General features: G+C 73.6%; 10 protein-coding genes. 7 read left to right on the top strand and 3 right to left on the bottom strand.

All coding sequences use genetic code 11. The annotated features are described in order from the left end of the window. Positions 1 to 10: 10 nt before the first annotated feature. The 3 genes from ACI2L3_RS08640 to ACI2L3_RS08630 form a co-directional block, all read right to left on the bottom strand. Positions 11 to 808, bottom strand: a complete 798-nt coding sequence (locus ACI2L3_RS08640; protein WP_404751575.1) for a TIGR03084 family metal-binding protein — start codon at positions 806 to 808, stop codon at positions 11 to 13. A gap of 75 nt (positions 809 to 883) precedes the next feature. Continuing rightward, positions 884 to 1,915, bottom strand: a complete 1,032-nt coding sequence (locus ACI2L3_RS08635; protein ID WP_404751574.1) for an EamA family transporter — start codon at positions 1,913 to 1,915, stop codon at positions 884 to 886. A gap of 129 nt (positions 1,916 to 2,044) precedes the next feature. After that, positions 2,045 to 4,945: an FAD-binding and (Fe-S)-binding domain-containing protein gene (locus ACI2L3_RS08630; protein ID WP_404751573.1), complete on the bottom strand. Its 2,901-nt coding sequence runs from the start codon at positions 4,943 to 4,945 to the stop codon at positions 2,045 to 2,047. A gap of 197 nt (positions 4,946 to 5,142) precedes the next feature. On the opposite strand from ACI2L3_RS08630, the gene ACI2L3_RS08625 reads away from it, so the two are divergent. From ACI2L3_RS08625 to serC, 7 genes are all read left to right on the top strand, one after another. Then, a complete protein-coding gene (locus ACI2L3_RS08625; RefSeq protein ID WP_404751572.1) occupies positions 5,143 to 6,702 on the top strand; it encodes a sensor histidine kinase in 1,560 nt (519 codons plus the stop codon). Further along, positions 6,699 to 7,157: a roadblock/LC7 domain-containing protein gene (locus ACI2L3_RS08620; protein ID WP_404751571.1), complete on the top strand. Its 459-nt coding sequence runs from the start codon at positions 6,699 to 6,701 to the stop codon at positions 7,155 to 7,157. Before ACI2L3_RS08625 ends, ACI2L3_RS08620 begins: the two co-directional genes overlap by 4 nt. Continuing rightward, on the top strand, positions 7,154 to 7,510 hold the full coding sequence (locus ACI2L3_RS08615) for a DUF742 domain-containing protein (protein WP_404751570.1): 357 nt from the start codon (positions 7,154 to 7,156) through the stop codon (positions 7,508 to 7,510). The genes ACI2L3_RS08620 and ACI2L3_RS08615 overlap by 4 nt, the downstream gene beginning before the upstream one ends. After that, positions 7,491 to 8,147, top strand: coding sequence for a GTP-binding protein (locus tag ACI2L3_RS08610; RefSeq protein ID WP_404751569.1), 657 nt, complete (start codon positions 7,491 to 7,493; stop codon positions 8,145 to 8,147). The genes ACI2L3_RS08615 and ACI2L3_RS08610 overlap by 20 nt, the downstream gene beginning before the upstream one ends. Next, positions 8,144 to 9,406: a cytochrome P450 gene (locus ACI2L3_RS08605; protein WP_404751568.1), complete on the top strand. Its 1,263-nt coding sequence runs from the start codon at positions 8,144 to 8,146 to the stop codon at positions 9,404 to 9,406. The genes ACI2L3_RS08610 and ACI2L3_RS08605 overlap by 4 nt, the downstream gene beginning before the upstream one ends. Continuing rightward, on the top strand, positions 9,403 to 10,611 hold the full coding sequence (locus ACI2L3_RS08600) for a cytochrome P450 (RefSeq protein WP_404751567.1): 1,209 nt from the start codon (positions 9,403 to 9,405) through the stop codon (positions 10,609 to 10,611). Before ACI2L3_RS08605 ends, ACI2L3_RS08600 begins: the two co-directional genes overlap by 4 nt. A gap of 288 nt (positions 10,612 to 10,899) precedes the next feature. Further along, positions 10,900 to 12,018 carry a phosphoserine transaminase gene (gene serC, locus ACI2L3_RS08595; RefSeq protein WP_404751566.1) on the top strand — a complete coding sequence of 373 codons (1,119 nt, stop codon included), beginning with the start codon at positions 10,900 to 10,902 and terminating at the stop codon, positions 12,016 to 12,018. The last annotated feature ends 60 nt before the right edge of the window (positions 12,019 to 12,078 follow it).

Below are 12,078 nucleotides of genomic sequence, written 5' to 3'. Positions count from 1 at the left end.
GGTCGGACGGTCACTGTCGGGCTCCCTTCGGCGGGCGACCGGGACCCGGTGGGCCCGCGAAGGACTGGGCGATGGTCAGCCAGTGGTCGGCGTCGGGGCCCTCCGCGTGGAGTGCGAGGTCGGTGCGGTGGGCGCGTTGGGTGACGAGGAGGCAGAAGTCGAGGGCGGGGCCTGTCACGCGTTGGGGGGCGTTCTCCGGGCCGTACGCCCAGACCTCCCCCGTCACGGGCGACGTCAGCTCGACCCGGAACTCCTCGCCGGGGGCGGCCAGACCGCGTACCGCGAAGGCGAAGTCCCGTGCCCGCACCCCGATCCGCGCCACGTGCCGCAGCCGGTCCGTCGCGGGCCGCACCACCCCGAGCGCGTCCGCCACGTCCTGGCCGTGCGCCCACGTCTCCATGAGCCGCGCCGACGCCATGGAGGGGACGGCCATGGGCGGCCCGTACCAGGGCAGTCGCGTGCCGGCGGGGGCCTCGCTCAGGACCCGCCACAGCTCGGCGCGCCCGGCCCGCCAGCGGGCGAGCAGCTCCGCGGGCGGCAGCGCGGCGCCTTCCTCGGCGCCCTCGTCCACGAACGAGCCGGGCGCCGCCGCGGCCTTCTCGACCTCGGCGGCGAACGCGTCCGGGTCCGTGGCGGCGAGCAGCGCGGCCCGGTCCGTCCAGGTGAGATGGGCGATCTGGTGGGCGACCGTCCAGCCCGGCGCGGGCGTGGCGAGGTACCACTGTTCCTCGCTCGACTCAGCGACGAGCCGGTCCAGTTCCTCGCTCTCGCTGCGCAGGTCGTCGAGGACGGGCAGGGCATCGGACACGGGACGCTCCCCTCGGGGCACGGCGGTGTCCAGGGAGCATGGCAGCGCTCATAGAAACAAGCAAGCGTGCTTGCATTACTTCCCGGACGACTGCGCGGCCCGTTCCGGGGAGGGGGTGTCGACCGCACCGGCCACCGGGCCGGCCGCCGGATCGGCCCCCGCACCGGCCACCGGATCCGCCCCCGCCCGCGCCCCACGCCGCCCCACCTGCGTCCGCACCGCCCCCATGCTCGCCGCGATGACCAGGGCGATGGCGAGGGCCTCGACGGCGGAGAGCGCCTGGCTCAGGACGAGGAAGCCCGCGACGGACGCGATGGCCGGTTCCAGGCTCATCAGGACCGCGAAGGTGTGCGCGGGCAGCCGCCGCAGGGCGAGGAGTTCGAGGGTGTACGGCAGTACGGATGACAGCACCGCGACGGCCGCGCCGAGCGCCAGCGTGCCCGGCTGGACCAGCCGCGACCCGGACGCGACGATTCCGAGCGGCATGAAGAGGACGGCCGCGACCGCCATCGCCAGGGCCAGACCGTCGGCCTGCGGGAAGCGCCGCCCGGTGCGCGCGCTGAAGAGGATGTAGAGGGCCCACATCGCGCCGGCACCGAGGGCGTAGGCGACGCCGACCGGGTCGAGACCGTCGAAGCCGCCCCCGCCGCCGAGCAGGAAGACACCGCAGAGGGCGAGCCCCGCCCACACCACGTTCATGGCGCGGCGCGAGGCGAGGACGGAGAGGGCGAGCGGGCCGAGGACCTCGAGGGTGACGGCGGGGCCCATGGGGATGCGAGCGACGGACTGGTAGAAGAGGCCGTTCATCCCGGCCATGGCCACGCCGAACGCGACGACCGTCCCCCAGTCCGCCCGCGAGTGCCCGCGCAGCTTCGGCCGGCACACGGCGAGCAGCACGAGCGCGGCGAAGGCGAGGCGCAGCGCCACGATGCCGGTCGCGCCGACCCTCGGCATCACGGTGACGGCGAGAGCGCCGCCGAACTGGACGGAGATGCCGCCCGCGAGCACGAGGCCCACGGGGCCGAGGGAGCCGACGCGTCCGCGGCGCCCCGGGGTTCCGTCAGGGGCCGCCGTCGGCGCCGCCTGATCGCTGCCGGAGACGTTCACGCGCGAGCCTTTCCCGAGATGCCGGTTCAGTGTTCTGTACTTCACCAGACAAGGTAGTGCACCACGTCAGGATTGTGGAGCGGTTTCACTGCTGTACGCAAACCAGCTTCGCAGACCCCGTCGCAGAGGTCACGGCCCGTCCGCGAGCGCCTCCTCCAGCACCTCCGCCAGGTGCCTGCCCCGTACCCCCGCCAGCTGCGCCAGCTGCGTGCGGCAGGAGAAGCCGTCGGCCAGGACCACCGCGTCCCTGCCTGCCCGCTCCACCGAGGGCAGCAGCTGTTCCTCCGCGCAGGCCTTCGAGACGTCGTAATGGCCACGCTCGAAACCGAAGTTCCCGGCGAGTCCGCAGCAGCCGCCGCTCAGCTCGCCCGTGAGGCCCGCCTTCGCCCGGAGGCGCCGCTCCGCCCCGTCGCCCAGGATCGCGTGCTGGTGGCAGTGGGTCTGGCCGGTCACCGGGCGGGCGATGTCCGGCGGCTGCCACTGGGGGGCCAGTTCCTCGACGGTCCGCGCGAACGTGCGGACCGCCGTGGCGAGGCGGTGGGCGCGGGGGTCGTCGCCGAGGAGTTCGGGCAGGTCCGAGGTGAGCGCGGCGGCGCAGCTCGGCTCCAGGACGAGGACCGGCACCCCGGCGTCGAGGAACGGCTCCATGCGGTCGAGGGTGGCGCGCAGGACGGCGCGGGCGCGGTCGAGCTGGCCCGTCGAGACGTACGTCAGGCCGCAGCACACCCCGCGCGGCGGCACCGCGACCGTGAGTCCCGCGGCCTCCAGGACCGTCACCGCGGCCTTTCCCACGGACGGGGAGAGGTGGTCGGTGAAGGTGTCGGGCCAGAGCACGACATCCGGCCGGCCACCGGCGGACCCACCGGACCCGCCCCCGCCCGTCCTACCGCCCCTCTTCCGCCACCACCGCCGGAACGTCTCCGGCGCCACCTCCGGAACCGCCCGCTCCGGAGCGATCCCGCCGATCCGCTTGCCGAGCGCCGCCAGCGGGCCGACCCGGGCCAGCGCGTTGACGAGCCGGGCCGTGCGCGTCGCCGCCACCGCCCGGAGCCAGCGCGGCAGCCACCCCATCGCGTAGTGGGCGGCGGGCCTGCGGCGGCCTTCGTAGTGGTGGTGCAGGAACTCCGCCTTGTACGTGGCCATGTCGACGCCCACCGGACAGTCGGAGCGGCAGCCCTTGCAGGACAGGCAGAGGTCGAGCGCGTCCCTGACCTCCGTCGAGCGCCAGCCGTCCGTCACCACCTCGCCGGCGAGCATCTCGTGCAGCAGCCGGGCGCGGCCGCGCGTGGAGTGCTCCTCCTCGCCCGTGGCGCGGAAGGACGGGCACATCACGGCGGTGGGGGAGGCCGGTGCCGCGGTACGGCACTTGGCGACTCCGACGCACCGCCTGACCGCCGCCGAGAAGTCGCCGCCGTCGTGCGGGTAGCCGAAGACGACGTCGACGGGCTCACGGGGCAGCGGGGCGAACCGGAGGTCGGCGTCGAGGGGTGCGGGGCGTACCAGCATGCCGGGGTTGAGGAGGCCCGCCGGGTCCCACGTGTCCTTGACGCGTTCGAAGAGGCCGATGAGTTCGGGGCCGTACATCTTCGGGAGGAGTTCGGCGCGGGCCTGTCCGTCGCCGTGTTCGCCGGAGAGGGAGCCGCCGTGCGCGACGACCACGTCGGCCAGTTCCTCGGAGAAGCGGCGGAAGCGGGCCACACCCTCGGGGCTCAACAGGTCGAAGTCGATGCGCACGTGGATGCAGCCGTCCCCGAAGTGCCCGTACGGAGTGCCGCGCAGGCCGTGTTCGCCGAGCAGGGCCCTGAAGTCCCGCAGGTACGCGCCGAGCCGGGCGGGCGGCACCGCGCAGTCCTCCCAGCCGGGCCAGGCCTCGGACCCGTCCGGCATCCGGGTGGCCGTCCCGCTGGCGTCCTCCCGCACCCGCCACAGCGCCCGCTGTCCCGCCGGGTCGTCGACGACCATGGCGTCCACGGTCTCCGGGGCGGCCGCCCGCACGATCGCGTCGGCACGCGCGCGTGCCTCGGCCGGGCTGTCGCCGCCGGTCTCCACGAAGAGCCAGGCGCCGCCCTTGGGCAGCCCGCTCTCCCGGGCGGCTCCGCGCACGAGGTCGGCGGCCATCCCCTCGACGGTCAGCGGCCCGTGCGGCAGGAGCCCCGCCGCGGCTTCGGCGGCCGCGCTCTCGTCGGCGTAACCGAGCACGGCGAGCGCCCGCGCGCGGGGCGCTTCGACGAGGCGTACGACCGCTTCGGTGACGACGCCGAGCGTGCCCTCCGAGCCGCAGAACGCGCGCGCGAGATCCGGACCGTGTTCGGGGAGCAGCGCGTCCAGGGCGTATCCGGAGATGCGGCGCGGCAGGTCGGGGAAGCCAGTGCGCAGGAGCGCGAGGTGGCCGTCCACCAGGGGGCGCAGGCCTGCGGGGGCGCCGTCCCAGCCCTGGGCGAGGCGGCGGAGTCCGCCCGAACCGTCGACTACGGAGAGGGCGGATACGTTGTCGGCGGTCGTGCCCCAGGCCACCGAGTGCGAGCCGCACGAGTTGTTGCCGATCATCCCGCCGAGGGTGCAGCGGCTGTGGGTGGAGGGGTCGGGGCCGAAGGTGAGGCCGTGCGGGGCCGCGGCGGTGCGCAGGTCGTCCAGGACGACGCCCGGCTGCACCACGGCGGTGCGCCGCTCCGGGTCGAGGGAGACGACTCGGTTCATGTGGCGGGTGAAGTCGAGGACGACGCCGGTGCCGGTGGCCTGCCCGGCGATGGAGGTGCCCGCGCCGCGCGGCACGACCGGTACGTTCCGCTCCCGGCAGACCGCGAGCGCCGCCGCCACGTCGTCGGCGTCGCGCGGGGCCACCAACGCGGTGGGCATGCGGCGGTAGTTGGAGGCGTCCATGGTGTGCAGGGCCCGCGCGGTGACGGAGAGGTCCACTTCGCCGCGCACGGCCGCGCGCAAGTCCCGTGCGAGGCCACGGGAGTCGGCGCCCGCGAGGCCACCGGAGCCGGCGTCCGCAGGACCATCGGAGCCGGCGCCGGAATCGCTCATGCCGGAATCCCTCGTACCGTCATCGCTCATGCCGTCCAGGATGCCTCCGCACAAGCCCCCGCGGACCCGCCACGGCCACCCCGCCCCACCCGTTTTTATACGATCCGGACGGGAAGGTTCCCAACGCGGTCGGTAACTCTCCTATAGTGATCTCAACTTGAGCAGAGTGTGTCGCTTCCGATCGAGGACCCCGATTGATGACCGCGCCAACCCCCCTCGCGCGCCCCGGGACGGAGCACCCTCCGCTGCGCCCGACCGCGCTCGTCCTGCTGGTCTGCGCCCTGGCCACCGCCGCCGTCGCCGGAGTCTCCGTGGGCCTCGCGCCCGCCTCCGTACGGACCCCGCTGGCCTGGGGCTCGGGCGCCGCAGCCCTCGTACTCAGCGTCGCCGTGACGCTCGCCTTCCACTTCCACCGCGCCAACGCCCTGCTGCGCCGGCGCGTGGACGCCGTACGGCAGGACGCCGGCCGGCTCGTGCAGGAACAGGCCGCCCGCACCGATGAGTTCACCCGCGAGCGGACCGCGCTCACCGAGTTCTTCGCCCGTGAGCGCAACGAACTGACCGTGCGCGCCCGCACCGCCGAGTCCGAGCGGGCCGCCGCCCTCGCCGCGTGCGCCAACGCCGCCGGACGCATGCAGGCCCTCGCCACCGGCATGCTCGCCGACCTCCGCGAGATGGAGGGCAGGCACGCCGACGAGGACGTCCTCACCGACCTCCTCCACCTCGACCACAGGACCGCGCAGGCGGGCCGCATCGCCGACTCCGTGGCCGTGCTCACCGGCGCCCGCTCCGGCCGCCGCTGGTCCCGGCCCATCGTCATGGAGTCGATCCTGCGCGGCGCGATGGGCCGCATCGGCGGCTACCAGCGCGTGCGCGTCCACTCGGCCAGCGAGGTCGCGGTCGCCGGCCACGCCGCCGAGGGCGTCATGCACGCCCTGGCCGAGATCCTCGACAACGCGGCGAACTTCTCGCCGCCCACCTCCGAAGTGCACGTCTACATCGAGGAGGTCGCGGCGGGCGTCATCATCTCCGTCGAGGACAGCGGCCTGGTGATGGGCCCCGTGCAGCAGCGCCGCGCCGAGCGCGCCGTGTCCGGCGAGACGACGGGACTCAGCGGGCTGTCCGGCACCCGGCTCGGCCTCGCGGTCGTCGGCAGGCTGGCCCGCAAGCACGGTCTCACCGTGTCGTTCCGGCCGTCGGCGCGCGGCGGCACGGGCGTACTCCTGCTGATACCGCAGGAGTTGCTCTCCCGGCCGTCGCAGGCGGCCCCGGCCCCGGTCGCGGCCATCGCGGCACTTCCGTCGCAGGCGCAGGTCCAGGCCCAGGCCCAGGCGTCGGCCCGGGCATCGGCCCAGGCATCGGCCCAGGCTGAACTCCCGCCGCCCGCCGTCCCCCCGGCCACAGAGCTCACCCCGGCTGCACAGTCCGCCCCGCCCGCCCCGGACCCGTACGCCCTCGAATCCCCCCTCGACCGCGTCGACCCGGACCCCGTGCCCACCCACCAGTCGGCCGCCCCCGCCCCCGCCCCCGCCGAAGCGCCTCTCCCCAAGCGCCCCCGCGGCCGCACCCTCGCCGCCGCCGAGCGGGCCCGCGCCGACAGCGACACGGGTGAGCCCCGCAGGCCCCGCGCCCCCGGCGCCGAGAGCACCGCGGCCCGCTTCAGCAACTTCCGCCAGGCCGTCCGCACCACCCCCTCGGAGCCCACGGACGACGCCCCCGCAATCCCCCAGCACCCGGAAGGCGACACCCCCCGATGACCACCGGCACGACCACCGGCAACTCCACCGGCACCACCACCGACGCCAAGCTCACCTGGCTGCTCCAGGGGCTCCTGGAGCGCACCCCCGGCGCCCGGCACGCCCTCGTGCTCTCGCGTGACGGACTGAAGCTGTGCCGCACGCCCGAGCTCTCCGTCGACCAGGCCGACCAGCTCGCCGCGATAGCCGCCGGCATCCAGTCCCTGTCGCACGGCGCGTCCGCCGAGTTCGGCGACGGCAGCGGCGGGGTGCGCTCGGCGATGGCCGAGTTCTACGGCGGCATCCTCTTCATCGTCGAGGCGGGCGAGGGCGCCCACCTCGCGGTCATCGCCGACGAGGACGCCGACGCCGGCCTCGTCGGCCACACCATGAGCGAGCTGGTCGAGCAGCTCGGCGAGCACCTGCGCGCCGCGCCCCGCGCGGACGACACCCCGCGCGGCCGGCCCGCCTCATGAGCCGCCCCGGCCGGGACGACTCCCCCGACCGGCTGTACACCCTCACCGGGGGTCGCAGCCGGTCGGCGCCCGACGCGCCCTTCGACCTGGTGACCCTCGTCGTCGCCGAGTCCGCCCCGGTTCCAGGCATGCAGTCCGAGCACGCCGCGATCCTGCGGCTGTGCGGGCTGCCCACGGCGGTCGTGGAGATCGCCGCCGAGCTGCGCCTGCCGGTGAGCATCACCCGCATCCTGCTGTCCGACCTGCTCGACGCGGGCCGGATCAGCGCCCGCCACCCGCGTTCGGGCCCCGCCCACAGCCTTCCCGATTCCGACCTCCTGGAGCAGGTGCTCGTTGGACTCCGCAACCTCTGAACGCAGCTCTGAACGCAGCGCCACCGGTCCCGCCCGAACGGAGCTGACCGCGACCGCCGACAACGGTCTGAAGATCGTCGTGGTCGGCGGCTTCGGCGTCGGCAAGACGACACTGGTCCGCTCCGTCAGCGAGATCCGTCCCCTCAACACCGAGGAGACGATGACGCAGGCCGGCCGGGGCATCGACGAGACGGGCGGCCTGGAAGGGCTGAGCGCCAAGACGTCGACGACCGTCGCCTTCGACTTCGGCCGCATCACGCTCGACGCGCGCAACGTCCTCTACCTCTTCGGCGCCCCCGGCCAGGAACGCTTCTGGTTCCTGTGGGACCGCCTGTTCTCCGGCACGCTCGGCGCGGTCGTCCTCGTCGACACCCGCCGCCTGGAGGACTCCTGGTACGCGATCGACCGCCTGGAGCACCACGGCACGCCGTTCATCGTGGCCCGCAACGACTTCGGCGGCCCCGCGCACACCGCCGAGCAGCTGCGCGAGGCGCTCGACCTGGACCCCGGGGTGCCGCTCATCGACTGCGACGCGCGCTCCCGCGAGTCCAGCAAGAACGTACTGATCACCCTCGTCGAGCACCTCCAGACGCTGTACGCGCACCAGCTGACCGCCGCCCAGGAGAACACCCCGTGACCTGCCCCGTAACCGGCGCCGCCCCCGGTCCCGTGCCGCTCTCCGGCCCCCGGTTCGCCACCGAACCCGCCCAGCTGTACCGGGAGATGCGGCGCGACCACGGCCCCGTCGCCCCCGTACTCCTCGACGGCGACATACCGGCCTGGCTGGTGCTCGGCTACCGCGAACTGCACCAGGTCACCGGCGACCCGCTCCTCTACAGCCGCGACTCCGAGCTGTGGAACCAGTGGCCGAACATCCCCGCCGACTGGCCGCTGCTCCCCATGATCGGCCACAAGCAGCCGTCGATCCTCTACACCGTCGGCGAGCGGCACACCCGCCGCGCCGCGATGATCGCGCACGCCCTGGAGGCGGTCGACCCCTTCGAACTCAAGGCGCACGCCGAGCAGTTCGCGGACGAGCTGATCGACCGCTTCTGCGGCAAGGGCACCACGGAGATCATCTCCGAGTACGCGATGCTGCTCCCGGTCCGCGTCCTCGCCCGCATCTACGGCTTCTCCGACGAGCAGGGCCCCGGCCTCGTCACCGCCATGAACGACATGATCGACGGCCGCGAGCGGGCCCTCGCCGGCCAGCAGCACCTCGCCTCCTCGATGGCCCGCCTCATCGCCGACAAGCACAAGGAGCCGGGCCCCGACGTCGCCTCGTACATGCTGGAGACGCAGCTCGCCAAGGACGGCTCCGGCTTCACCGACGAGGAGATCGCCCAGGACCTGATGGTGATGATGGCCGCGGGCCACCAGCCGTCCGCCGACTGGATCGGCAACTCGCTGCGGCTGATGCTCACCGACGACCGCTTCGCCGCCTCCCTGTTCGGCGGCCGGCACAGCGTCGCCGAGGCCATGAACGAGGTCCTGTGGGAGGACACGCCCACGCAGAACGTCGCGGGCCGCTGGGCCTCCCGCGACACCCAGCTCGGCGGCCGCCGCATCAACTCCGGCGACCTCCTCCTGCTCGGCCTGGCCGCCGCCAACTCCGACCCGCAGGTCCGCACCGACGGCTCCGCCCTGACCGGCGGCAACAGCGCCCACTTCTCCTTCGGCCACGGCGAGCACCGCTGCCCCTTCCCCGCCCAGGAGGTCGCCGAGGTCATCGCGCGAACGGGCATCGAGGTCCTCCTCGACCGCCTCCCCGACCTCGACCTCGCCGTCCCCGCCGACACCCTGACCCGCCGCCCGTCGCCGTGGCTGCGCGGCCTGACCGACCTGCCGGTGAGCTTCACCCCGACCCCGACCTCAGCGTTTGGAGACTCCAGATGACGCGCATCGCCCTGGACCCGTTCGTCACCGACCTCGACGCTGAGAGCGCACGGCTGCGCGCGGCGGGCCCGCTCGCCGAGGCGGAGCTGCCGGGCGGCGTACCGGTCTGGGCGGTCACGCACCACGCCGAGGCCCGCCAACTCCTCACGGACAAGCGGCTGGTGAAGGACATCGAGGTCTGGGGCGCCTGGCGGCGCGGCGAGATACCCGCCGACTGGCCGCTGATCGGCCTCGCCAACCCCGGCCGCTCCATGCTGACGGTCGACGGCGACGAGCACCGCCGTCTGCGCACGCTGGTCGCGCAGGCGCTGACGCCGCGCCGGATCGAGCGGATGCGCGCCCGCATCGCGCAGCTGACGGCGGGCCTGCTGGACGGCCTCCCCACGGGCTCTGAGGTAGTCGATCTGAAGGCTGGGTTCGCCTACCCCCTCCCCATGTACGTCATCAGCGACCTGATGGGCATCGACGAGTCGGACCACCCCCGCCTGAAGATCCTCTTCGACAAGTTCTTCTCCACGCAGACGCCCCCGGAGGAGGTCGTGGCGACGCTCGGCGAACTCGCCGAGATGATGGCCAAGACCGTCGCGGCCCGCCGCGCCGAGCCCGGCGACGATCTGACCAGCGCGCTCATCCAGGCCTCCGAGAACGGCGACCACCTCACCGACGAGGAAATCGTCTCCACTCTGCAGCTGATGGTCGCGGCGGGCCACGAGACGACGATCTCCCTCATCGTCAACGCCGTCGTCAACCTCTCCGCCCACCCCGACCAGCTCGCCCTGGTCCTGTCCGGGCAGGCCACCTGGGACGCGGTGATCGAAGAGACCCTGCGCTACGCCACCCCCACCTCGCACGTCCTGATCCGCTTCGCCGCGGAGGACGTCCCCGTCGGCGACAAGGTGATCCGCGCGGGCGACGCGCTGATCGTCTCGTACGGCGCGATAGGCCGCGACGAACAGGCCCACGGCCCGACGGCCGACGCCTTCGACATCACCCGCACGTCCCCCACCCGCCACATCTCCTTCGGCCACGGCCCACACGTCTGCCCCGGCGCGGCACTCTCCCGCCTGGAGGCGGGCGTGGCGCTCCCGGCTCTCTACGCCCGCTTCCCGAACCTGACGCTGGCCGTCCCCCGCTCGGACCTCCGCAACAAGCCGGTGGTGACGCAGAACGACTTGTACGAGCTGCCGGTACGCCTTCACGGCTAGCGCCGCGCAGGTTCAGCCCTCGCCGGCGGGAATCGCAGCCTCTCGCCGGCGGAAATTGCAGCCTCTCGCCGGCGGGAATTTCAGCCCCTCCGGCGTTTGAGGAGCGGGGTCCGGGGCGGAGCCCCGAGGCGTCCACCCCCGGGTGGCCGAGGATCAGGGAATCAGCCCCTCCGGCGATTGAGGAGCGGGGTCCGGGGCAGAGCCCCGCGGCGTCCACCCTCGGTGGCCGAGGATCTCAGCCGACGGACACAAACAAGACGGCGTGCCCTGAGCCGCTAGGCTCCCCCCGTGGCTGAGATCCAGATTCCCGCTGACATGAAGCCCGCCGACGGCCGTTTCGGCGCGGGCCCCTCCAAGGTGCGTACGGAGGCGCTGGACGCCCTGGCCGCCACCGGCACCTCCCTCCTCGGAACGTCCCACCGCCAGGCCCCGGTCAAGAACCTGGTGGGCCGCGTGCGTGAGGGCATCGCCGACCTCTTCTCCCTCCCCGAGGGGTACGAGGTGATCCTCGGCAACGGTGGCTCCACCGCGTTCTGGGACGTGGCGACGCACGGCCTGATCGAGAACAAGTCGCAGCACCTCAACTTCGGCGAGTTCTCCTCCAAGTTCGCGAAGGCGTCGAAGCTCGCCCCGTGGCTGGCCGAGCCGACCGTGATCACGAGCGACCCGGGCACGCACCCCGACCCGAAGGCGGAGGCGGGCGTCGACGTCTACGCCTTCACGCACAACGAGACGTCGACCGGCGTCGCGGCCCCCATCAAGCGCGTCGAGGGAGCCGACGACGGCGCCCTCGTCCTCGTGGACGCCACGTCCGGCGCGGGCGGCCTCCCGGTCGACATCGCCGAGACGGACGTCTACTACTTCGCCCCGCAGAAGTCGTTCGCGTCGGACGGCGGCCTGTGGATCGGCGTCTTCTCCCCGGCGGCGATCGAGCGCGCCGAGCGGATCCACGCGTCGGGCCGCCATGTCCCGGAGTTCTTCTCGCTCCCCACGGCGATCGACAACTCCCGCAAGAACCAGACGTACAACACGCCGGCGCTCGCCACGCTCTTCCTGCTCGCCGAGCAGCTGGACTGGATGAACTCGCAGGGTGGTCTGCAATTCACCACGGGCCGCACGGCCGCGTCGTCGCGCACGCTGTACGGCTGGGCCGAGGAGTCCAAGTACGCGACGCCGTTCGTGACGGACCCGGCGAAGCGCTCGCAGGTCATCGGCACGATCGACTTCGCGGACGAGATCGACGCGGCCGCTGTCGCGAAGGCGCTGCGCGCCAACGGCATCGTGGACACGGAGCCGTACCGCAAGCTGGGCCGCAACCAGCTGCGCGTCGCGATGTTCCCGGCGATCGACCCGGCGGATGTCGAGGCGCTGACCCGCTGCATCGACTACGTGATCGAGCGCCTCTGACGCTTCGCTGCGCGACCGGCCGCGGGTTCGTCGTGGCTGGTCGCGCCCACGCGGCGGAGC

Origin of the sequence: Streptomyces sp. NPDC029674, from assembly GCF_044903205.1 — a bacterium.
Classification (GTDB): Bacteria; Actinomycetota; Actinomycetes; order Streptomycetales; family Streptomycetaceae; genus Streptomyces.
Note: the sequence above shows the minus strand (reverse complement) of the source record. Positions and strands in the feature narration are given on the sequence as shown.